The organism is Pontivivens nitratireducens, assembly GCF_011290545.1.
Lineage (GTDB): Bacteria > Pseudomonadota > Alphaproteobacteria > Rhodobacterales > Rhodobacteraceae > Pontivivens > Pontivivens nitratireducens.
In genome coordinates this window covers 407,929-430,375 of the sequence record NZ_CP049811.1, presented here as the reverse complement: position 1 = coordinate 430,375, position 22,447 = coordinate 407,929, and the positions used below count along the sequence as shown (strand labels likewise).

The 22,447-nt window shown below is 63.5% G+C and carries 21 protein-coding genes; 8 read left to right on the top strand and 13 right to left on the bottom strand.

Features of this window, described 5'->3' with window-relative positions; translation table 11 throughout:
• Nucleotides 1-2: 2 nt before the first annotated feature.
• Complete coding sequence (locus tag G8E03_RS02100) at nt 3-3,347, top strand: efflux RND transporter permease subunit (RefSeq protein WP_166188125.1); 3,345 nt, start codon at nt 3-5, stop codon at nt 3,345-3,347.
• On the opposite strand, the gene G8E03_RS02095 is transcribed toward G8E03_RS02100, so the two are convergent.
• Nucleotides 3,348-4,130 (bottom strand): protein-disulfide reductase DsbD domain-containing protein, encoded by a 783-nt coding sequence (locus G8E03_RS02095; protein ID WP_166188120.1) that lies wholly within the window; start codon nt 4,128-4,130, stop codon nt 3,348-3,350.
• Nucleotides 4,131-4,256: 126 nt separating this feature from the next.
• Between G8E03_RS02095 and G8E03_RS02090 the strand changes: the two genes are divergently transcribed.
• Complete coding sequence (locus G8E03_RS02090) at nt 4,257-4,835, top strand: YqgE/AlgH family protein (protein WP_166188115.1); 579 nt, start codon at nt 4,257-4,259, stop codon at nt 4,833-4,835.
• Between the two features lie 6 nt (nt 4,836-4,841).
• Here G8E03_RS02090 and G8E03_RS02085 read toward each other — a convergent pair whose 3' ends face one another.
• From G8E03_RS02085 to thrC, 3 genes are read right to left on the bottom strand one after another with little or no spacing between them, the layout of a single operon-like run.
• Nucleotides 4,842-5,417, bottom strand: coding sequence for a GNAT family N-acetyltransferase (locus G8E03_RS02085; RefSeq protein WP_166188111.1), 576 nt, complete (start codon nt 5,415-5,417; stop codon nt 4,842-4,844).
• A gap of 4 nt (nt 5,418-5,421) precedes the next feature.
• Nucleotides 5,422-6,684: a M16 family metallopeptidase gene (locus G8E03_RS02080; protein ID WP_166188107.1), complete on the bottom strand. Its 1,263-nt coding sequence runs from the start codon at nt 6,682-6,684 to the stop codon at nt 5,422-5,424.
• Entirely contained in the window at nt 6,681-8,063 is a 1,383-nt protein-coding gene (gene thrC, locus G8E03_RS02075; RefSeq protein ID WP_166188103.1) for a threonine synthase, read from the bottom strand. The genes G8E03_RS02080 and thrC overlap by 4 nt, the downstream gene beginning before the upstream one ends.
• Before the next feature lie 186 nt (nt 8,064-8,249).
• On the opposite strand from thrC, the gene G8E03_RS02070 reads away from it, so the two are divergent.
• Complete coding sequence (locus G8E03_RS02070) at nt 8,250-9,671, top strand: FAD-binding oxidoreductase (protein ID WP_166188099.1); 1,422 nt, start codon at nt 8,250-8,252, stop codon at nt 9,669-9,671.
• A 100-nt stretch (nt 9,672-9,771) separates the two neighbouring features.
• Here G8E03_RS02070 and G8E03_RS02065 read toward each other — a convergent pair whose 3' ends face one another.
• Nucleotides 9,772-10,302 (bottom strand): adenine phosphoribosyltransferase, encoded by a 531-nt coding sequence (locus G8E03_RS02065; protein ID WP_166188094.1) that lies wholly within the window; start codon nt 10,300-10,302, stop codon nt 9,772-9,774.
• Nucleotides 10,303-10,581: 279 nt separating this feature from the next.
• Between G8E03_RS02065 and G8E03_RS02060 the strand changes: the two genes are divergently transcribed.
• Nucleotides 10,582-10,749: a hypothetical protein gene (locus G8E03_RS02060; protein WP_166188090.1), complete on the top strand. Its 168-nt coding sequence runs from the start codon at nt 10,582-10,584 to the stop codon at nt 10,747-10,749.
• Nucleotides 10,750-10,779: 30 nt separating this feature from the next.
• Here the strand turns inward: G8E03_RS02060 and G8E03_RS02055 are convergent, their stop codons facing one another.
• Together G8E03_RS02055 and G8E03_RS02050 are read right to left on the bottom strand one after the other, a co-directional pair.
• On the bottom strand, nt 10,780-11,649 hold the full coding sequence (locus G8E03_RS02055) for an S-methyl-5'-thioadenosine phosphorylase (protein ID WP_166188088.1): 870 nt from the start codon (nt 11,647-11,649) through the stop codon (nt 10,780-10,782).
• Between the two features lies 1 nt (nt 11,650).
• Nucleotides 11,651-12,259: a flavin reductase family protein gene (locus G8E03_RS02050; protein ID WP_166188085.1), complete on the bottom strand. Its 609-nt coding sequence runs from the start codon at nt 12,257-12,259 to the stop codon at nt 11,651-11,653.
• Nucleotides 12,260-12,402: 143 nt separating this feature from the next.
• Here G8E03_RS02050 and G8E03_RS02045 point away from each other — a divergent pair, with 143 nt between their 5' ends.
• Together G8E03_RS02045 and G8E03_RS02040 are read left to right on the top strand one after the other, a co-directional pair.
• Nucleotides 12,403-12,891, top strand: coding sequence for a GNAT family N-acetyltransferase (locus G8E03_RS02045; protein ID WP_166188082.1), 489 nt, complete (start codon nt 12,403-12,405; stop codon nt 12,889-12,891).
• A gap of 123 nt (nt 12,892-13,014) precedes the next feature.
• Complete coding sequence (locus tag G8E03_RS02040) at nt 13,015-14,280, top strand: cation:proton antiporter (protein ID WP_166188079.1); 1,266 nt, start codon at nt 13,015-13,017, stop codon at nt 14,278-14,280.
• A 58-nt stretch (nt 14,281-14,338) separates the two neighbouring features.
• On the opposite strand, the gene G8E03_RS02035 is transcribed toward G8E03_RS02040, so the two are convergent.
• The 6 genes from G8E03_RS02035 to G8E03_RS02010 form a co-directional block, all read right to left on the bottom strand.
• The gene (locus G8E03_RS02035) at nt 14,339-15,445 is read right to left on the bottom strand and encodes a site-specific DNA-methyltransferase (protein ID WP_166188076.1); all 1,107 of its coding nucleotides are present in this window, start codon (nt 15,443-15,445) and stop codon (nt 14,339-14,341) included.
• A 71-nt stretch (nt 15,446-15,516) separates the two neighbouring features.
• Nucleotides 15,517-16,143, bottom strand: coding sequence for a ribonuclease HII (rnhB, locus tag G8E03_RS02030; protein WP_166188073.1), 627 nt, complete (start codon nt 16,141-16,143; stop codon nt 15,517-15,519).
• Between the two features lie 37 nt (nt 16,144-16,180).
• The gene (locus G8E03_RS02025; RefSeq protein WP_166188069.1) at nt 16,181-17,266 is read right to left on the bottom strand and encodes a PA0069 family radical SAM protein; all 1,086 of its coding nucleotides are present in this window, start codon (nt 17,264-17,266) and stop codon (nt 16,181-16,183) included.
• A 150-nt stretch (nt 17,267-17,416) separates the two neighbouring features.
• The gene (locus G8E03_RS02020; protein WP_205793187.1) at nt 17,417-18,526 is read right to left on the bottom strand and encodes an alkane 1-monooxygenase; all 1,110 of its coding nucleotides are present in this window, start codon (nt 18,524-18,526) and stop codon (nt 17,417-17,419) included.
• Nucleotides 18,527-18,618: 92 nt separating this feature from the next.
• Nucleotides 18,619-19,821, bottom strand: coding sequence for an MFS transporter (locus G8E03_RS02015; RefSeq protein WP_240910388.1), 1,203 nt, complete (start codon nt 19,819-19,821; stop codon nt 18,619-18,621).
• A gap of 88 nt (nt 19,822-19,909) precedes the next feature.
• Nucleotides 19,910-20,944, bottom strand: coding sequence for an A/G-specific adenine glycosylase (locus G8E03_RS02010; RefSeq protein WP_166188063.1), 1,035 nt, complete (start codon nt 20,942-20,944; stop codon nt 19,910-19,912).
• Here G8E03_RS02010 and G8E03_RS02005 point away from each other — a divergent pair.
• Both G8E03_RS02005 and G8E03_RS02000 read left to right on the top strand, forming a co-directional pair.
• A complete protein-coding gene (locus G8E03_RS02005) occupies nt 20,943-21,530 on the top strand; it encodes a DUF721 domain-containing protein (protein WP_166188060.1) in 588 nt (195 codons plus the stop codon). The genes G8E03_RS02010 and G8E03_RS02005 overlap by 2 nt on opposite strands.
• 30 nt (nt 21,531-21,560) lie before the next feature.
• The gene (locus tag G8E03_RS02000) at nt 21,561-22,205 is read left to right on the top strand and encodes a DsbA family protein (protein ID WP_166188057.1); all 645 of its coding nucleotides are present in this window, start codon (nt 21,561-21,563) and stop codon (nt 22,203-22,205) included.
• Nucleotides 22,206-22,447 lie beyond the last annotated feature (242 nt).

Genomic DNA, 22,447 nt, shown 5'->3' with positions numbered 1-22,447 from the left:
CCATGCTGTCATATTTCGTCAGGCATCGGACCGCCGCGAACCTGATCCTCGTGATGATGGTGGCATTGGGGCTGGGGGCGCTGACCCAGATCAGGGCGCAGTTCTTTCCCGACGTGATCGTGGACAGCGTGTCTGTCTCCGTCCGCTGGGACGGGGCAGGGCCGGAGGACGTGGACAATGCGGTCGTGGCCCCGCTGGAACCGGTTCTGCTGGCGGTGGAGGGGGTCATCAGCACCCGTGCAACGGCGCGCGAAGGTTCCGCCACCTTGCGGATGGAGTTCGAGCCGAACTGGGACATGGCGCGCGCGGCGGCGGATGTGGAAACGGCCGTGAACTCCGTCTCGACCCTGCCGACGGATGCGGACGACCCGGTGATCCGGCGCGGTATCTGGCGCGACAGGGTGACGAATGTGGTGATCTCCGGCCCGGTGGGGGCCCAGCAACTGGGCCGCTACGCCGACGAATTCGTGGCCCGTCTGTTTCGTGAGGGGGTGACGCGCACCACGATCTCAGGGCTTGCCGCGCCCTCCGTCGCGGTGGAGGTGCCGGAGGCTGCGCTGATCCGCAACGACCTGACCCTGTCAGCCATCGCGCAGGCCATCGCCGACAGCGCGGAAACCGATCCGGCGGGGGAGGTGGCAGGCGGCACCGCCCGTGTTCGCACCGGGGTCGAACGCCGCTCGGTCGAGGAAATCTCACAGATCGCCGTGCGCACGCAGGCCGATGGAACCGCGCTGCTGGTGCGCGATGTCGCCCGGGTCGCGGACGAAGGCGTCAGCCGCGATCAGGCTTACTTCGTCGGCACCGACCCGGCCATCGCTGTGCGCGTGGATCGGTCCAATCAGGGCGACGCGATCGAGATGCAGGCCACGGTGGACCGCGTGGCGCGCGAGATGGAGCAGACGCTGCCCGAGGGCGTTACGATCACCCTGACCAACACGCGGGCCGAGCAGATTTCGGACCGGATCGACATCCTGCTGGACAATGGCCTGATGGGGCTGGCGCTGGTCGTGGTCCTGTTGTTCCTGTTCCTGTCGGCGCGCACGGCATTCTGGGTGGCGGCAGGCATTCCCGTCGCGATGCTGGCCACTGTGGCGATGATGTTCGTCTTTGGTATCACCATCAACATGATTTCGCTGTTCGCGCTGATCATCTGTCTGGGCATCGTGGTGGATGACGCCATCGTCGTGGGGGAACACGCGGATTTCAGGCATCGCCATTTGGGAGAGTCGCCCCAGAACGCCGCGATCAACGCGGCCCGGCGCATGAGCTTGCCCGTGCTGTCCTCGACCATCACCACGATCATCGCGTTTTCCGCCATGGTCGTGATCGGCGGGCGGTTCGGTTCGTTGATCGCGGACATACCTTTCACGGTGTCGGTCGTCCTGCTGGCCAGCCTGATCGAGTGCTTTCTGATCCTGCCCGCGCATATGCGACATGCCCTGTCCGCGCAGAGCAAGGTCCGCTGGTATGACGCGCCCTCCTACTGGTTCAATATCGGATTCAACAAGGTGAACCGCACCCTGTTCCGCCCGCTGATGTGGCTGGTCGTTATCCTGCGCTATCCGGTTCTGGCGGGCACGTTCGCGGTGCTGGCATATATGCTGTCACTGTTTTTCTCGGGTGAGGTGGTCTGGCGCTTTTTCAATTCGCCAGAACAGGCCGAGTTGACGGGAAACATCGCGATGGTCAACGGCGCCACCCGCGCGCAAACGCAGGCGATGGTGGTTGAACTGGACCGTGCCGTCACGGCGGTAGGACAGCGGTTCGAGGCGGAATACGGGCGCGATCCGATCCTCTTCGCGATGACGCAGATCGGCGGCAATACCGGGCGGGCCATCAGCGGCAGCGATCAGAAGGACCCCGATCAGCTCGGATCCATTTCCATCGAGATTCTGGATTCCGACAATCGCCCCTATTCCGCCGCCACTTTGCAGCAGGCGATCGAGGATGAGATCGTGCGTCATCCCAGGCTGGAAACCCTCAGCTTTCGCCGCTGGGGCTCCGGCCCCGGGGGGGATGGCTTGTCGGTGGAGCTGTTCGGCGCGGATGCGCAGACGCTCAAGGCGGCGTCCGAGGCGTTTCAGGCGGCGTTGACCCCGTACGAGGTGATTTCAGCGGTCGAGGACGATCTGCCCTATGACAAGACCGAACTGATCCTTGACCTGACCCCGCGCGGCGCTGCGCTGGGGCTGACGACGGATAGCATCGGCAGTGAACTGCGCCAGCGGCTCGGCGGGATCGAGGCGCTGACCTTCCCCGCCGGGGTGCGTTCGGGCAGCGTGACCGTGCGGATGCCCGAGGCGGAATTGACGGCGGATTTCATTCAGGATGCCCGTGTCAGAACGCCGGGTGGCAACTGGGTGCCCCTGTCTGAGGTCGTCTCGGTCCAGACCCGGCTGGGATTTTCCACCGTGTTGCGCGAAAACGGCCAGCGCGTCATCACCGTGACCGGCCAGATGTCCGAGGACGATCCCGCCCGCGCGGCCGAGGTCATGGATCTGCTGCAAAGCGAGGTTCTGCCCCGCATCGCGGGCGAATACGGGGTCGAGTTCCTGATGACCGGTCTGGCCGAGCAGGAGCGTGATTTCCTCAACGAGGCGCTGGTCGGCTTTGTGCTGTGCCTGCTGGGCATCTATCTGACGCTGTGCTGGGTCTTCTCCAGCTGGGTGCGGCCTTTCGTGGTGATGGCGATCATACCGTTCGGACTGATCGGGACAATCTGGGGGCATTACCTGTGGGGCGTCCCGATGAGCCTGTTCACCGTGGTCGGTCTGCTGGGCATGACCGGCATCATCATCAACGACTCAATCGTTCTGATCACCACGATCGACGAATATTCGAGGACCCGTGGCACGATCCCCGCGCTGGTCGATGCTGTGTCCGACAGATTGCGGCCGGTGATGCTGACCACGCTGACCACGGTTCTGGGCCTGGCGCCCCTGCTCTATGAGAGCAGTTTGCAGGCGCAATTCCTCAAACCCACCGTGATTACCCTGTGCTACGGACTGGGTGCCGGGATGTTCCTGGTGCTGCTGGTGGTGCCTGCGATCATCGCGATCCAGATGGATGTGGGGCGAATATCGCGTAGCCTGCGGCGTGCGCTGTTTGGGCGTCACTTGCCGCGTGCGGTGCGCGTGACAATCATGGGCGCTGCCGGGATCAGCCTTGCACTGACAGCCGGGGCGATTGCGCTGGCGGCGCGGCCCGCTTTGTGGCCAGCGCTGGGTGCCGCCGATGTGCCGCTGTTCGTATTGCTGGCCGCTGCGCTGATCGCGGTGGCGGTGGTTGCGGCGATTCTGGTGCCGCTGCTGACCCCACGGCCCGGGGCAGTCGTGGCGAAGTGATCAGCAGCCGGTCAATTCCACCGCGCTGCGCCCGGAGGAAATCAGAGTGATGCGCATGTCCTCACGTGACAGGGCGAAGGCCCCGTCCCCGAACCATTCCATCGGCGCGCTGAACAACAACCCGTCGCCCTGTTCCACCGCATCGGGTGTGCCAATCCACAGATTGGGGTCGGCGGTTTCGAACACGGCCACAAGATCGCGTTCCAATGGGTGGTCCGCCCGTACAGTCGCGTCCAACCGCCATGCATCGGCAGCGGGGACGACCGCGCAATCGGCCACCAGCCCGGATGCCTGGCGGGTCGTGTCGCGGCGCGCGCGGGCCAGTTCCTCCGCATTGTGGACCTGACCGGCGGGCAAAAGCGCGCTCGCCTCGGCATGGGCCGGAATGCAGATGTCCGAACACAGCCCGTAGTCCAGCGACAGTCGCAAGCGGGCATCGGCCTGTGGATCGGACATGTCGAACAGGATCGGAAAGACGACACTGTCGTGATAGCCGAGCGAGCGCAGGCCGTAAGTGTCGAACACCTCGGGCACCGGCCATTCAACTGTTGCGGAGGTTACGTTGCTGGATCCCGACCAGTCGAAGACGGGGGGCAGGCCGCCCTCACCAGGTTGACGCCAATAGGTTTTCCACCCCTGCGCCATGGTGATCTGCACCCCTGCCAGATACTGCCCCGACGCCGTCATGTGGCCCGGCAGAATGGTGACGTCGCTATAGGCGTTCACATTCTGCGCCTGCACGGCCGTGGCTGAGAGGAGGAGGGCAATCGCGACTTTGTGCATGTATAGGGTCCGATAGGCAAAGGGCGGTACGTCCAAAAACAATACTCATCCGGGACGGAATGGAAAATCACATCGGCGGCACTCGGCTGTCTTGACGTTATGCCATCCGGGGACAGATTGAATGGCATGAATGACACAGATAAAGCATCTCCATTTTTCGATGGAACCCTGCTGGTTGCCTCTCCGGGCATGGTGGATCCGCGTTTCGCGGGCGCAGTGATTTTCCTGTGTACCCATTCGGATCGCGGCGCGATGGGGCTGGTCATCAACAAGCCCGCCGCGGGTGTCGCGTTCGAGGATCTGGCCGAGCAGATGGATGTGGAACCCGCGCCGAGCGTGCCCGAGATTCCGGTAATGATCGGCGGCCCGGTTGAGCGGAGCCGCGGATTCGTGCTGCATTCGCCTGATTACGCATTGGATTGCAACACGTTAAACGTGAACGACTGGTGCTCGATGACAGGTCATTTCGCCGTGCTGCGCGAATTGATGGGGGGCGCGGGGCCTGAACAGGCCGTCCTTGCGCTGGGATATTCCAATTGGGGTCCCGGACAGTTGGAAAGCGAGCTGCGAGACAGCTCATGGTTGATGGTGGACGCCTCACCCAAGCTGGTGTTCGAGACCGCCCCCGATGATGTATGGGAGAAGTGCCTTTCCGCCATCGGCATTGACCCGGCCATGCTGCATTCCGTTGCAGGCAGCGCCTGACGCACCCTAACCCCTGCCGCGACGATCCTGTCGCAGGCAGGCGTAGACGACATGCGTGCGCCATTTTCCCGCGATCTGAAGAAAGCTCTGCGCCACGCCCTCATACCGAAAACCCGCCTTTTCCAGAACCCGGCGCGAGGCCGCGTTCTCCGGCAGGGTGGCCGCCTGAACACGGCTGAGGTCCAGCGGGCCGAAGGCATGTGCCACGACCGCTTGCAGCGCCTCGGACATATAGCCGTGGCCGGTGAATTGCTGACCCATCCAGTATCCTACAGTGGCGTATTGCGCCGGTCCGCGCTGGATATTGTCCAGCGTGATCGCGCCGAGCAGGACGCCGTCCGCAGCCCGGAAGACGAACAGCGGAACGGCCCGCTCCGCCTTGATCGCCCGGGCGGCCCAGTGCGTGCGGGTTCGGAACGCGCTCAGGCTGAGGTGATCGTGGGCGCGCAACGGCTCCCACGGATACAGATAGTCGTAGCCATCTCGGCGCAACGTTGCCCAGTCGATGTGATCGCTCAAGCGTGGAGGCCGCAGATACAGACGCTCGGTTTTCAGCAACAATTCCGTGCGACGCCGGAACATCGTGTCAGGCGACCAGACGTGCCGTCAGATCGCCAAGCGCGGGCGTCCTGTCCACGGGTCCGTACAGTGCCATCGCAGTCTGGCCCGACACGACCAGACGCGCAGCATGTGCCATCACGCTTTGCGCCGTCACCGCGTCGATCCGAGCGATGCTTTCGTCCAGCGACGGCACCCGGTCCCAGATCGCCAGCATACGCGCCATGCGTTCGGCCCGGGACGAGGGGCTTTCCAGGCCCATCAACAGCCCGGCCTTCATCTGCGCCTTGGCACGGGCGATCTCGACGTCGCTCATGTCTTCGGTGCTGCGGCGGAATTCGTCGATGGTCAGTTCGGCCAGCCCCTCGATCTCCTGACTGCTGGTGCCGGCATAGATCGTCAGCATTCCCGTATCGGCATAGGAGCCGGGCTGCGCGAAGATCGAATAGCACAGGCCGCGTTTCTCGCGTGCCTCCTGAAACAGACGAGAGGACATGCCGCCGCCCAGCGTCATCGCATAGACTTGGCTGTCATAGATATCATCGGCCCGGTAGCCGGAGCTTTCCAGCGCGAAGGTGAAGTGCGCCTGCTCCAGATCCTTGACCTTGCGCATCTCGCCCCCCTTGAACGCGGCGGGTGCCTCGGCGGGTTTCGGGCGGCGGGTCAGGTGGCCGAATGCTTCCTCTGCGGCGCGCACGATGCGGTCATGATCCACGCCCCCGGCAGCGGAGACGATGAGGTTTTCCGGCCCGTATTGCTGTGCCACGAACCGTTCAAAATCCGCGCGGCCAAAGGCCTTCACCCGCTCGCTGGGGCCAAGGATGGTCCGCCCGAAGGCCTGCTCGGGATACGCTGTTTCCTGCAACCAGTCGAAAATCACGTCATCCGGCGTGTCGTGCGATTGCCCGATCTCCTGCAGGATCACGCCGCGCTCCACCTCGATCTCACGCGCGTCGAAGGCAGGGTTCAGCACGATGTCCGAGATCACGTCGAAGGCGAGGTCGCAATCCTCGGCCAGAACGCGGGCGTAATAGGCGGTCATCTCACGGCTGGTATAGGCATTGATGTAACCGCCGACATCCTCGATCGCCTCGGCGATTTGCAGGGCGTTGCGCTTGGCCGTGCCCTTGAACGCCATGTGTTCCAGAAAATGCGCGATGCCGTTCTGATCGGCCGCCTCGTGCCGACCGCCCGCCGTGACCCAGATGCCCAGGGTCGCGCTTTTCATGCTTGGCATGTGTTCCGTCACGACGCGAACCCCGTTGGGGAGCCGATGCAGTTGAACTGTCATAGAGTGCCTTCGATATGCTTTTCGAGCGCGGAAAGCTCACCCGGCAGCCGGGTCAGGCGCTCTGGCCGTTCATACAGGTCCGCCATCCGGGGTGGCAAGTCCGGGCGAATGCCGCAGGCCTGTTCCACCGCATCGGGAAACTTGGCGGCGTGGGCGGTGGCCAGCGTGACCATGGGGGCGCTCCCGTGCGCTTCCCGCGCAACCTTGGTGCCGACGGCACAATGGGGACAGATGACGTGGCCGGTGGTTTCGGCCATCAGCCGGATTTCTGCGAGGGTTTCCTCCTCGCTCGCACGGCCACTGTCGAACTCGGCGCGCAGACGGTCCAGCGCGCCCTGGCTCAGCGTGAACTGGCCGTTCTCCTTCAACTCATCCATCAACTGGGCGATGGCACTGCCCTCACGATCATACAGATCGAACAGCAGCCGTTCGAAATTCGACGACACCTGAATGTCCATCGACGGGCTGATCGAGGGGGCGACGCCCTCCTTCTCATGCGCGCCCGATTGCAGGGTGCGGTGCAGGATGTCGTTCTGGTTCGTGGCAATCACCAGCCGGTCGATGGGCAGGCCCATCCGCTTGGCGACGTAGCCGGCGAAGATATCTCCGAAATTGCCGGTCGGCACGGTAAAGCTGACCTTGCGTGCCGGTGCGCCCAGCGACACGGCGGCGGTGAAGAAGTACACCGCCTGCGCCAGCACCCGCGCCCAATTGATCGAGTTCACGCCCGCCAGACGCACACGGTCGCGGAATTCCAGATCGTTGAACATGTCCTTGACCAGCGCCTGACAGGTGTCGAAATCCCCGTCCACGGCCAACGCGTGCACGTTGTCCTCGACCGGGGTGGTCATCTGGCGGCGCTGCACCTCACTGACCCGCCCGTGCGGATACAGGATGAACACGTCCACAGAACTCAGCCCGCGAAATGCCTCGATCGCGGCGGAGCCGGTATCGCCCGAGGTCGCGCCGACGATGGTCACACGCTGCCCGGATCGTTTCAGCGACGTCTCGAACATCTGCCCGATCAACTGCATCGCCACGTCCTTGAACGCCAGGGTTGGGCCGTGATGCAGCTCCAGCAACCAGTCGTTCGGCCCGGTCTGCACCATGGGGCAGCGGGCGGCGTGATCGAACCCGGCATAGGCGCGCTGGATGATTTCACGAAACTCCGCGTCGGAGAACGTCTCATCCACGAAGGGTTTCATGACGCGGAACGCGACTTCCTCATAGGGCAATCCGGCCAGCGCGGCGATGTCATCCGCGCTCATCTGCGGCCATTCGGCCGGCACGTACAGTCCGCCATCACGGGCAAGTCCGGTCAGCATCGCCTCTTCGAAATTCAGCTCCGGTGCCTGTCCCCGTGTGGAAATATAGCGCATGGGATCGTTCCTCATCCTGACATTGCCCACAGGCTTATCGTTCCTGTCCCCTATGGAAAACAGCAAAAACACCGCTGAATGCCATGTGTGCAGGTTCGCGCCACGGATTCGCCGGGTATCTGCGTGCAGGCGGGGCGGAATCCGATAATGGGTGACAGGCGCGCGCGCAGTTTCTATCTCTGACGGATGAACCTTACACCCGCCACCCCCGCCTTTCTCGACCATCTGAAGGATGCGATTCCGGCCCTGCGCTGCGATCCCGCCAGCGCGGGCTGGCTGGAGGAGCCGCGCGGAAAATGGCAGGGGCAGGCGCTCGCCGTTTTGCGCCCCTCCTGCGTTGAGGAGGTCGCGAGCATCCTGCGCCTGTGCAACGAGGCGCGCGTCGGCATCATCCCCTATGGCGGCGGCACGGGTCTGGTAGGCGGGCAGGTGATCGAGGCGCCTGGCGTCCTGCTGCTGTCGCTGGACCGGATGCATGCGATTCGCGACACCGCGCCCGAGGACAACATGATCGAGGTCGAGGCCGGCGTGACCCTGCAATCCGTGCAGGAGGCCGCCGCCGCCGCCGGGCGTCTGTTCCCGCTTTCCATCGCCTCCGAAGGTACGGCGCGGATCGGGGGTGTCCTTGCGACCAATGCAGGGGGCACGGGCGTGCTTCGCTACGGCAATACCCGCGATCTGGTTCTGGGAGTCGAGGCGGTTCTGGCCGATGGCACGATCATCCGTGACCTCAAGCGGTTGCGCAAGGACAACACCGGCTACGATCTGCGGCACCTGCTGATCGGATCCGAGGGGACGCTGGGCGTCATCACCGCCGCCAGTCTGCGTTTGTTTCCCCGTCCGGCGGAGCGGGCAACCGCTTTTCTGGCGGTCGAGGGTCCCGCCGATGCGCTGGCACTGCTTCACGCGCTGCAATCGCAGCTGGGCGATGTGGTCACGGCGTTCGAGCTGATGCACCGGCAGGGCATGGATTTTCTGGACGAACACGGCTTCCAGATGCCCGACCCGCTGGAAACCCGTCCCGACTGGATGGTGCTGGTGGAGACGAGCGGCGCCTCCGGAACGGTCGCCGCGTTGGAGCAGGCACTGGGCAGCGCGTTTGAGGAGGAGCGGATTTCCGACGCGGTTCTGGCCCAGTCCGACGCGCAGCGCGACGCGCTGTGGGCGATCCGCGAAACCATACCCGAGGGGAACCGCCTGACCGGGTCGATCATGTCACATGATATTTCCGCGCCACTGTCGCGGCTGGCGACCTTCGTTGAAAGGGCCGGCAAGGCCGTTCGTGCGGTCGCCCCGGATGTGAGGATCAACTGTTTCGGTCATGTCGGGGACGGCAATCTGCATTACAACGTCTTTCCCGCGCAGGGTCGGGCGCGGCAGGACTACGCCGCCCAGACCGAGGATATTCAGCGCGCGGTACATGATGTGACGCATGATCTGGGGGGATCGGTCAGTGCGGAGCATGGTGTGGGCAGGCTGAAGGTCAGCGATCTGGAGCGATATTCCGACGCCGGCCGTTTGCGCACGCAACGCGCCGTGAAGGCCGCGCTGGACCCGAGAGGCATACTGAACCCGGGTGCGGTTTTGAGCGGTGCCCCTCTGGGGTAAGAAGGACACCGCTCACAGGCCAAGGCCCGGCAAGCAGCAATCCGGTATCCCGGATGCCAGAATTCATAGCCATGCGGCGTTAAATGATCGTTAACAGCGTCTATTCACCGGTATAGCTGCACAGGCTGTGAACCTCGACGCCCATCGCCTCCAACCGGGCGCGGCCACCCAGATCGGGCAGATCTACGACAAAGGCGCATCCCGCGATCTTGCCGCCCATCCGTTCGATCAACTTGATCCCGGCCTCCGCCGTGCCGCCGGTGGCCAGCAGATCATCGACGATCAGGACGCTCTCACCGGGTTGGAACGAATCCGTGTGCATTTCCACCGTCGCGGTGCCGTATTCGAGGGTGTAGTCCTGCGATATCCGCTCATGCGGCAGTTTGCCTGCCTTGCGCACCGGGATGAACCCGACGCCCAGCTGGTGCGCCACCGCACCGCCCAGAATGAAGCCTCGCGCCTCCAGCCCCGCCACCCGGTCAATCGGCCGGCCTGCAAAGGGGTGGAGCAACATATCGACCGCCATGCGAAAGCCGCGCGCATCGTTGAAGAGGGTGGTCACGTCCCGAAACATGATCCCCTCGTGCGGGAAATCGGGGATCGTTCTGATGTAGTCGGAAATGGATTTCATCGGGGCCGCTTTCGATCTGTGGTTCAGATCGTTTTCGCGCAGCCCCCCATGTGACGCAAGAGCTTAGCGGAACCGATCACGAAACGACCGGTACAGGCTGCTGGGCAACCAGGGCAGGTGCGGTTTGTTCCAATCGCTGCGATCGCGCATGACGATCGCTTGTGCTGCTGCAATATTCATATAACTCATCCTTTGTGGGACACCCCGAATCGGGGCATGATGTTCTCTGCTATACAAAGTATATACATTCGATAGCCTTTCAAGCGCCGGGACCGCCTCGTGAACAAGAAAAACGACAAAAAGTCCGGAAAAAAGAGCAGTCAGCTCGTTATCCGGGTCGAAAAAGAAGATCGGGATCAATTCGTGAAACTGTGTGAGGAGCTGGACACATCCGCCGCGCGTGAGATCAGGCGCTTCATGCGCGAATTCGTCCAGCAGAACGGCTGACGCGGCGGTCGCGCGCGTCAGCCGGGATGTTTACAGCATCCGGCCGGCCACGGCATCCAGTTTCGCCACCAGGTCTGCGTCGCGATGCTCCGCGCGGGTCAGGATCGCGAATTCCAGCGCCTTGTCACAGCCATGCGGGCAATCGGCGCGATCGGCTCCCAGCAGACCGGGCAGTCGCGCGACCAGTCCGCGCGCCTTGTCCGCGTTGCCCGTCATCGTGGCGATGATTTTGGTCACATCGACCTCACCGTGATCGGGATGCCAGCTGTCGTAATCCGTAACCATCGCGATGGAGGCATAGCAAAGCTCCGCCTCACGGGCGAGCTTGGCCTCCGGCATGTTGGTCATGCCGATGACGTCCGCATTCCAGATCTCGCGGTACATTTTCGATTCCGCCAGAGTCGAGAATTGTGGCCCCTCCATCGCCAGATAGGTGCCGCCGCGATGCACGCGAATGCCCTCGGCCTCCGCCGCGGCTTGCGCAGCGTCGGACAGGCGTGGGCAGGTGGGATGCGCGACGGACACATGGGCAACGCAACCGGGGCCGAAAAACGATTTCTCGCGCGCATAGGTCCGGTCGATGAATTGATCCACCACCACGAAATCACCCGGTGCCATTTCCTCGCGGAAGCTGCCGGTCGCGGACAGGCTGAACAGATCGGTCACCCCCAACCGCTTCATCGCGTCGATATTCGCGCGATAGGGCACGGAGGAAGGCGAGTGCACATGCCCGCGCCCGTGCCGCGGCAGAAACACCATCCGCACCCCGTTCAGCGTTCCGATAAAGAAATGATCCGACGGCGCGCCCCACGGCGTGTCCACGCTGACCCATTCGGCCCCTTCGAGGCCCGCAATCTCGTAGAGGCCGGAGCCGCCCATGATTCCGATCACAGTCTGCATTTCATTTCTCCTCCGGTCGGTTCAGGCTGAATTTCTCTCGCACGACCGAGTAATCGCGATAGCCCATGCGGGCCAGCGGATTGAAGGACAGGACATCGAAAATGCCGTCCTTCAGGCAATCGTCGCGCATATGAATACCCGTCACCTCACCCAGGATCATCAGGTTGCCCTTCCCCTCCAACGTCACGATCTGTGACAGTTTGCATTCCAGCGAGGCGGGTGCCTCGGCCACCCGCGAACAGGCGATGGTTTCGCACGGGGATTTGCCCAGCCCGGCCAAATCGAACTCATCCGTGTCCTTGTCCCACGCGCCGGAGGTGGTGTTCATCGCATCGCGCAGGGCGTAGCTGACGATATTGACGCAGAACACTCCGGTTTCGCGGATATTTGCGACACTGTCCTTCGTGCCATCGCGGTCGGGTTTGATGCCGGTGGACGAAAACATCAGTTGCGGCGGCACGTAGGCCGTGGCGTTGAAAAAGGAATACGGTGCCAGATTCTCTCCGCCATCGGCCCCGCGCGTGGAAATCCAGCCGATGGGACGGGGTGTGACGATGGCGTTATACGGATTGTGGGGCAGGCCGTGGCCGTCTTCGGGGCGGTAGAACATGAACTCTCCGGGTGTTTGAGGGGCTTGGCGGTATGCGTCCACCGTGCTAGCCCATCGGAATGTAACCGAAAAGGAGCACAGGCCAAGGATGCGACGAGGACAGGCCCCATCACCCTGACCGCGACCCTCGATCCGGAGTCCCCATGACCCGCCTGCTGCCCGAACGCCCCGACGACACACCTGAGGTGGAATACCTCTACGATCTTGCCTTCGCGCCGGGGCGCACCGCCTTGTCCAGCTATCGCCTGCGGGCCGGTCCCCCGGTCGAGGGGTTGAGCTGGATGGTTCGCGACGATTACGACAGCTTGTCGGCGGCTATCCGGTACTGGCCGGTGAGCGCAGGCGATAGCCCGTGCCTGCTGCTTGGCCCCATCGCCGTGCACCCGACCCGGCAGGGTGAGGGGCTGGGCGGTCTGCTGATGCGCCACACGCTGGCGCTCGCGCCGGATCTGGGCTGGACGCGCGTGATCCTGGTCGGCGATCCACCATATTATACCCGGTTCGGGTTTCGCCGGGACCTCGCCACCGGGCTGGAATATCCGCCGCCCACGAACCCCGATCGCCTGCTTGCGCTGGAGCTGGTGCCCGGCGCGATGGAAGGGGTGGCAGGCCCGGTCATCGCCGGGGCCTGATCCCTTTCACTTTCACGAAATATCCCCGCCGGAGGCATCCTTGACGCGATGGCGCACAGGACGCTGGACCGCCGCACACCCGGCACGCTATGCCGAATGCAACGACAGCGGATGGAGCGGCGCATGGACATTATTCAAATCACATCGATTCTGATCGTTCTGGCGGGCCTGTTCGGAACCTTCAATTACCTCTACCTCAAATTGCCCGCCGCGATTGGCATCCTCGTGGTGTCGCTGGTGGCGTCGTTTCTGATCCTCGGTGTCGATCTAATGCTGCCGGATCTGGGGATCGGTGTGACCGTGCGCACCACCGTGACCGATATCCACTTCTCGGATGCGTTGCTCGAGGGCATGTTGGGATTGCTGCTGTTCGCGGGGGCGCTGCACGTTTCGCTCGACCAGTTGCGGGCGCAGGCCCTGCCGGTGCTGCTGATGGCCACGATTGGCGTGGCGTTGTCGACGGTGATCGCGGGCACGGCCTTTTCACTTGTGACCGGAATGCCGCTGCTGATTGCGCTGGTCTTCGGGGCGCTGATTTCACCGACGGACCCGGTCGCGGTGCTCGGCGTGCTGCGGCAGGCGAACCTGCGCGAATCTCTCGAAACCAAGATCGCGGGCGAAAGTCTGTTCAATGACGGGGTGGGCTACGTCGTCTACCTGATCCTTGTGGCGTTGGCATTTCCGGTCGCAGGGGGGCATGCCACGACGCTTTCCGACGCCGGTCTGCTGTTCGTGCAGGAGGCGATCGGCGGCGCGCTGCTGGGCGGTATTCTGGGGTGGCTGACATTCCAGTTGATGAAGCGGGTGGACGATTACTCGCTGGAGGTGCTGCTGACGCTGGGCCTGGCCTTCGGTGGATATTCGCTCAGCCTGGCGCTGCACGTCTCGGCACCCATCATGGCGGTGGTGGCGGGATTGTTCATCGGCCATGTCGGCACGCGCTACGGCATGTCCAAGGTTACGCGGAGCTATGTGGACGGGTTCTGGAAGCTGGTGGACGAAATTTTGAATGCCGTCCTGTTCCTGCTGATCGGGGTGGAGGTGTTCGCCGTCGCCTTCTCCGCCGATATCCTGCTGGCCGGAACGGCGGCCATCGCGATTGCGCTGGTCGCGCGGCTGGCGGCTGTCGCGGTGCCAGTGCTGATGCTCAGGCCATTCCGGCGTCAGGAAAGGGACGTGATCCCGGTGATGACCTGGGGCGGGCTGAAGGGCGGCATTTCCATCGCACTGGCGCTGGCGCTGCCAGATGGGGAGTGGAAGCCGCTGATCCTGGGCGCCACCTATTGTGTCGTGATCTTCTCGATCATCGTACAGGGCCTGACCGTGGCCCCGCTGGCCCGGCGGCTGGCCGCATCGGCATGGATGCACCGGGACGAAGACGAGGTATAGGCGACCCGGTCGCGCCGATTCAGGGGCGCGATCGGAAGACCGGACTTATGCCGGGTTTTTATGCTGGGGCCATTTCCGCCCGGATTTGCTGGCGCAGCACGTCGATGGGGGCCCACTCGCCCTGCCGCTTATACGTCCAGTAGGTCCAGCCGTTGCAGGAGGGTGCGCCCTCCAGAACCGCGCCGACCTGATGGATCGAGCCCTTGGTGTCGAAGGCGACCAGCGTGCCGTCGGCCCGCACCTTCGCCTTGTGACGCCCGTTCAGGGAACGCAGCTCCGCCCCGACCTTCAACAATCCACGCTCCACCAGCGTGCCGAAGGCGACGCGCGGTTCAGCCCGTTTCGACTGCGTGACCTGCAAGGCGTCGCGGTCATAGCGCTTGATCTCGGCCAGACGCTTTGTCGCGACCTTGCGATATGCGGCCTCACGCTCGATGCCGATATAATGGCGGCCCAGACGTTTCGCCACAGCACCCGTGGTTCCAGTGCCGAAAAACGGGTCGAGCACCACGTCCCCCGGCTTGGTCGAGGCGATCAGAACCCGGTGCAGCAAGCTTTCCGGCTTTTGCGTCGGATGTGCCTTGTCGCCGTTGTCGTCCTTCAGCCGCTCGCCGCCATTGCAGATCGGCAGCAGCCAGTCGGAGCGCATCTGCACCCCCTCGTTGAGCGATTTCAGAGCCTCGTAGTTGAAGGTATATTTGCCACCATCCGACTTCGCCGCCCAGATCATCGTCTCATGCGCATTTGTCAGACGCTTGCCGCGAAAGTTCGGCATCGGGTTCGATTTGCGCCAGACGACGTCGTTGAGGATCCAGTAGCCCTGATCCTGCAAGGCCGCGCCGACGCGGAAGATATTGTGATAGGATCCGATCACCCAGATCGCGCCATTCGGTTTGAGGATACGTTTCGCCGCCGCCAGCCATTCACGTGTGAATCGATCATAGATCGCGAAGCTGTTGAACTGATCCCAGTGATCGTCCACCGCATCGACCTTGGAATTGTCGGGCCGGTGCAGATCGCCCTTGAGCTGCAGGTTGTAGGGCGGATCCGCGAATATCAGATCCACTGATTCCGCAGGCAGAGCGTTCATTCGTGCAACACAATCCCCCGCGAGAATGGTGTCGAGGGGGAGCTCATCGCTCGTCTGTTTTTGCCGGATCGCCATGTGCTGCTGCCCTTACATCTTGTTTTCTCCAAAATGCCGGGTGAGCGAATCGCTGTCAATTTTCAATCGAATCAACGTGTTGAATAATTTTGTTGAACCAATATCTTGTGTATGGGTGCGAACCCCCTACGATGATGTGGTGTTACGCCATAGCGTGACAGGCCATCTCGGTGGGCCTTTGTGCCGTAGCCCATGTTGGTTTCCCAAGCGTAACCCGGAAACTGTTGCGCAAGGGCAACCATCTCCCTGTCCCGAGTCACCTTGGCGACGATGGACGCAGCCGCGATGGCCCGCGATTGCGCGTCACCCTTCACCACAGGCAGTCCCCGGCAGGGCAGATCACGCGGCAGCTTGTTACCGTCGATCAGGGCGATAGCGGGGCAGGTTTTCAGGGCGCTGACCGCGCGTGACATGGCCACAAGCGAGGCCTGAAGGATGTTCAGCTCCTCGATTTCACGCAGGTCCGCGCGCCCGATGGCAACCTGGCAGGACGACATGATCGCATCGAAGAGTGCGTTGCGTTGCCGCAAGCTGAGCGTTTTTGAATCTCGCAGCCCTTCAGGCGCATCGGGGCCGAGGATCACTGCGGCGGTGACGACAGGTCCGGCCCATGGGCCGCGACCAACCTCATCCACCCCGCAGACGGGGCCGAATTGCGCGAAACGCGCTTCGAATTCAGGATCGGGAAACACTGTCATGCCCCGACATACCGCAGCTATCCAGCGCAGAAAACCGTTAGAAAAGTGTAAACTGGTCGCCCTTGCGCGCGGGCAGTGCGAACCGCGAACAGTCGAGCGGGGCAAGGCGACGGCGTAGGTCATGCCGTTTCATCGCGGCCTCAACCCGCCGGGCGATCAGGTTGGCGTAGACGCCCTCACCCTTCATCCGCTTGCCCCAGTTGCTGTCGTAATCCTTGCCACCATGCATTTCGCGCACCTGCGCCATGATGCGATGGGCGCGGGCGGGGTAATGTTCGTCCAGCCAGTCCCGAAACAGGGGCGAGACCTCACGCGGCAACCGCAGCGCCACGTAAGAGCACCATGTCGCGCCGGCCCGTGCGCTGGCTTCGATAATCTTCTCGATCTCATGATCGTTGAGCGCGGGAATGATCGGCGCCACCATGAAACCCGTGGGCACACCGGCGCGGGCCAATGCGCCGATGGCGCGCAGCCGTACCTGCGGCGCACTGGCCCGCGGCTCCATCCGGCGGGACAGATGCGGGTCCAGCGTTGTCAGCGACAGCGCGACCTTGGCCAATCCGCGCCGGGCCATGCGCCCCAGAATGTCCGTGTCCCGCGTGACCAGAGCGCCCTTTGTCACGATGGCGACCGGATGGTTGTAGGCATCCAGAACCTCGAGGATCCGCCGCATGATCTGGCGGTCCTTCTCGATCGGTTGATAGGGGTCCGTATTGGTGCCGATGGCAATGGTCGCGGGGATATAGCCCTGTTTTCTAAGTTCTTTTTCAAGAAGTTGCGCAGCATCCGGCTTGGCGAAAATACGGCTCTCGAAATCCAGCCCCGCGCTGAGGCCCAGATAGGTGTGTGTCGGTCGGGCAAAGCAGTAGATGCAACCGTGTTCGCACCCCTTGTAAGGGTTGATCGAGCGGTCGAACGGTACGTCGGGGGACTGGTTCCGGGTCAGGATCCTGCGGGGATGATCGTCGAAAACCTGCGTTTTTACAACGGTTTGCTCTTGCGGCTCCCACCCATCATCGGCGCGGTGATGGCTCAACGCCTCGAACCGGCCGGTCAGGTTGCGCAGGGCGCCGCGCCCACGGCGGGCCTGCTCTTCGATATCGTCCGTAAAGAGATCGTTCATACTTCGCCCCCACTTTGGAACAAAGTAAGAACAAACATCTGATTCGGGAAGGGGCAGCAGCTGTGCTCGGACGTAAAATGTGGCCTCAGATGGCGGGGGCTTCAGGTCTTTCCACAAGCGCATGGCCGACGCATAGCGGCTTCGCGCCCATCATGTTGCCACCGGGTTGGAGGCAGCCTTGTAGGCGCTCCAATCCTGAATGTCGGGATAGAACTGACGCCGCCATGCGCGCACACGCGGGTTCATCACCCTGCGAAACAGCGGTGGGCAGGTGGCCAGCACTGTCATCACCGGATAGCCGAAGGGCAGTTGCGGGGCTTCACTCTCATCTCGCGCTTGTAGGAGGGGGAAGCGGCGGTTGGGTTTGTAGTGATGATCGGAATGGCGCTGCAGGTTGATCAGGAACCAGTTCGACACACGGTGGTTGGAGTTCCACGAATGATGCGGTTTGACATGCTCGTATTTTCCCTGCCCCAGATGGCGACGGGTCAGGCCATAATGTTCGATATAGTTCGTCGCCTCCAGATGCACGATCGCGACGATGGCCTGTACGCAGAACAGCCCGATGCCGACCCAGCTCCCGACCACGAACGCCAGCAGCAGAAATGCCAGACTGGCGGCTGCGTAGCGATACATTGGGTTGCGGAAGTGATGCGCGGGCAGGCCCCTGCGCGCCAACATTGCCCCTTCCGCCCGCCAGGCGCTGATGACCTGCTGATACAATACGCGGGGGAAAAAGCGGTGGAACCCTTCGTTATAGCGAGCCGTCACCGGATCGCGCGGCGTGGCGACGTAGCGGTGGTGGATCAGAATGTGCTCGGATCTGAAATGACCGTAGAGCACCATGGTCAGCAGAAACTCACCCATGCGCGGTTCCCAGCGGGTGCGCTGGTGGATCAGTTCATGCGCGAAATTGATGCCGATCGCACCGGTCGCAATGCCGGTCACGACCATCAGGCCGATGGATTCGGCGCTGGACAGCGTGCCGTGCACCCCCCACCACAGCGCACCGAAGACCAGGACGAATTGCATCGGCGGCCAGACCCACGTGACCATCTTGTGCCAGAACAGGTGTTGCTCATGCACCGTCGGGTCGGCATTCGTGGTGTCCATCTCCAGCACGCTGTCCAGAACGGTGATCAGCCCCAAAGTGTAGAGAGTGACAGCCGCCAGCCACCAGCCGCCCAGCCACCCAGCCAGCGCGATCAGCGGGAAGAGCGATAGCGACAGCCAGAATTGCAATGCGGGCGCGGGCATCATGGGGTTCTCCAATCTTTGGTCGAGTGTGCGGTGCATGGCCAGGTCCGGCAAGTCGCGACGCTGCCGGACGGGGCGAAATGACGCGGGGAATTTCACCGCACTTCCAGTGGCAAACGCCGTGCCGCGATGCCCAGCACCAGCAGAGCGACGAGTCCGACCGCCACATAGGCCACCAGAATTTGCCGGATATCCGTATGGCTCATCGTGTCGGCATCGTCGGCCAGGCCGGATGCCAGAAACAGTGAGCCGGCGAACAGCAACCGCCCGACCAGGCTTTGCAATGACAGATAGGTCGCCCGGGTCGCATCGCCAAGCAGCGGTTGGATGCGGGCCAGAATGAACGGCCGCGACAGGCTGTCAGGCACCATACGCAGCAGCAGGAACGCGATCGCGATGGCCGAACCGGTCGCCGCCAGCACCGCCGCCAGCCCGATCTGCATCGCGAAGGCCAGTAGCAGGATCGCCGCCAGCCCGATGCGGCGGCGCAGGCGCAGCGCGATCAGCGAGGCCGCGACGGAGACCAGCATCATGACGGAAGACACCGCGCCGCTGACCACCGGCGCCTGGGCTGCAAGGCCGGCGCTGTCCAAAGCCTCCAATATGAACGGCTGGCCGAAAACGAAGGGCAGGTGGCTGTAGCCGTACATCAGCACGCTCAGCACGAACAGCCAGATCAGGACCGGATGCACCAGCGCGGCGCGCAACGAGGCACTGCGCAGAACCTCCGGCCCGGAGGAGAGCCTGCGCGACGGCTCCACCAATCGCAGGCAGAGCGCAAACATCGCCAGAAAGGCCAGACCCGCTGCCAGAAATGGAAGGGCGGGCCACCAAAGGCTCATCACGCCGCCGGTCACGGCGGACAGGGCGAGCGCGGTGAAGGTGAAGCGCCATGCGCGAAGCTCCTGCGCCTCGACCTCCGCCGCGCGCCCCTGCGCGACGAGGCTTTCGTAAAGCAGTGCTGTATCGGTGCCCGATGCAAATGCCGCCGACGCGCCGAAGAACAGTTGCGCCACCGCGAAGGCGGCAAAGCTGTCGCCCGTTACCAGCAGCAGGCAGGCGATCAGTCCTGAAAGGGCTGAGACGAGCAGCGTGATCCGCCGCCCCAGCCGGTCGGACAGATAGCCTGACGGCACCTCCAGCACCGTGGTTCCGATGTCGTAGATCGCATAGAGGACGATGGCATCGGCTGCCGACAGCTCCGTCTGGAAAAACAGGAACCAGACCGCCTGCCAGAAGATCAGGTTCTGACAGAACTTGATCCATGGGTAGAGGGTGATGTTGCGCGCGACGGACATGGGAATCCTCCTGCCGGTCAGCCTAGGGGCAGAATGCCGGGCAGGCGACGATTATCGTGGGGGGCAGCGCGGGTCGCGAAGGTGCGGTTCACCGGTGGCTCCGCGCCAGCCGCAGCGCCTTGGCAAATACAGTCGGCAGATCGTCGGGGTTTGCAGCTTCGACCCACAGTCCGCGCTCGGGCGTGGCGGCGGAGGTGGCGACCGCGACGGTCAGGATCAGGTGAAAATGGGTGAAGGTGTGGCGCACCTCGCCCGCGATCTGCCAGTTCGCTTCGAGCGGCGGCGCAGGTTGCGGATCGTCGGAGAAATCGGTGGAGGGCAGCGCAAGCATTCCGCCCAGCAGACCCTTGGGCGGGCGCGTCTCCAACAACTCCGCGCCGTCGGGGCGGCGGGCGAAATAGGCGGTGCCGTGGCGGACGGGCTTGGCCTTTTTCGGTCGCTTGCGTGGCAATTCGGTGGCGATGCCGGCCAGACGCCCCTCGCATTCGGACATCCATGGGCAGATGCCGCAGGCCGGGTTGCGCGGGGTGCAGATGGTCGCGCCCAGATCCATCACCGCCTGCGCGTAATCGCCGGGGCGGACTTGCGGCGTATGGGACGCCGCCAGCGCGCGCAGGGTCTGCTTGCTGTCGGGCAAGGGCTCCACCACGGCGTGGCGCCGGGCCATCACACGCTCCACATTTCCGTCCAGCACCACCGCCGGGAGGTCGAAGGCAATGGCCGCGATGGCGGCGGCGGTGTAGGGGCCGATACCGGGAAGGGTCAGCAATTCCGCCTCCGTATCGGGGAAACGACCGCCGCGCGCCGTGACTTCTCGGGCGCATTTGAGCAGGTTGCGTGCCCGCGCGTAGTACCCAAGACCCGCCCACGCGGCCATCACGTCCTCATCCGGGGCGGCGGCCAGATCGGTGACGGTGGGCCAGCGGGTGGTGAACTTGATGAAATAATCGCGCACGGCGGCAACCGTGGTTTGTTGCAGCATCACCTCGGACAGCCAGACGGAATAAGGATCGGCCCGGCGGTTCGTGCTGCTGCTGGCCATGGGATCAGTCACCGGAGGCACGCGCCACGGCATCGCGCGGGCATTGGCGTCGTACCAGTCAAGCAGAGTCTGCGCGTCCATGTTTTCCTCGACCACGGGTGATGTTATCGTGCCCGTCGTAACGGGGGACAGGAACGTGCGCAAACCGGGCAAGCCGTCGCAGCCGCGACGCAGCTGGAAATTCACGCAGGCGGGCAGCCTGATCGCGCCGCAATTGCGCAAGGCCTCGGAAAAGCGGGGTTTCGCGCATACGCGGCTGTTGACCGATTGGGATGAGATCGTCGGCCCGCAGATCGCGGCGCTGGCCCGACCGGTCAAGGTCGGCTACGCGCGTCAGGGATTCGGTGCGACGCTGACGGTTCTGGTCAGTGGCGCCGCCGCCCCGCAGGTGCAGATGATGGCACCTCAGATCCTGGAACGGGTCAACGCCTGCTATGGCTACGCGGCGATCAGCCGGATCAGCCTGACGCAATCGGCACCCGGTGCCCAGATTCCAAACATGGCGCAGGGCTTCGCGGAGGGGCAGGCTGGCTACAATCCGGCTGCGCCCCGCCTGCCGGTGGATCGGATCGAGGCCCTGCGATCAGACCTTCGTGAGGTTGGCGATGACAGCTTGCGTGAGGCGCTGATGTCCTTAGGTAAAAACATCGAGAGCAAGTCGCTCTAACGCGAACGTATAATGGGGGGAATACCCGACATGACGACGATCTTCACACGCCGCGCGGCGATCGCGACCGGGGCGGCCTCCGGGCTGATGCTGAGCGGACTGCCCCTCTGGGCGCAGGACGCCACCACGGGTGAGGCCGAGGCGACCGGCCCGGATACCCGCGCCTATGTCATGGGCGACGCCGACGCGCCGGTGCACGTGATCGAATACGCTTCGCTGACCTGCTCGCACTGTGCCCGGTTCCATACCGACGTGCTGCCGCAACTGCGGGAGGATTACATTGAGACCGGCAAGGTCAAGTTGGAGTTCCGCGAAGTCTATTTCGATCGTCTGGGCCTGTGGGGCGGTATGCTGGCGCGATGCGGCGGCGGAATGCGCTATTTCGGCATCGTCGGATTGCTGCTGGAGCGGCAGGCGGACTGGACCCGCGTTTCCTCGGGCGAGGAAGCGATCGCGGCGATGCGGCGCATCGGGCTGGAGGCGGGTCTGACCGACGCGCAGATGGACGAATGCCTGCAGGATTCCGCGCTGGCCGAGGCGCTGGTCGCGAAATATCAGGAGCATACCGAGGAATATCCGATCACCGGCACGCCGTCCTTCGTCATCGACGGGGAACTGAACTCGAACATGAGCTATTCGGATCTTTCGGCCAAGCTGGACGCGGCGCTGGGCTGATCCCAAGCCGGACGAGCGGAATAGAGGGGGGCAGTGCCGGATGGCGCCGCCCCCTTTCATTTGTGAAGGGCGGTGCCGACGCCAGGGTCTGCCATGCCAGTGGATATGTTCACCGGATATAACAGACGGTCCGAACAACTGGCGAAGGCCGCCTTCACCTTACCCTTTATCGCGACGCTCCGCAGATATCGGGAGCGACGCGCCAAGCGCATGAAGCCAAACCGCGTGAGAGACGTGTCAGG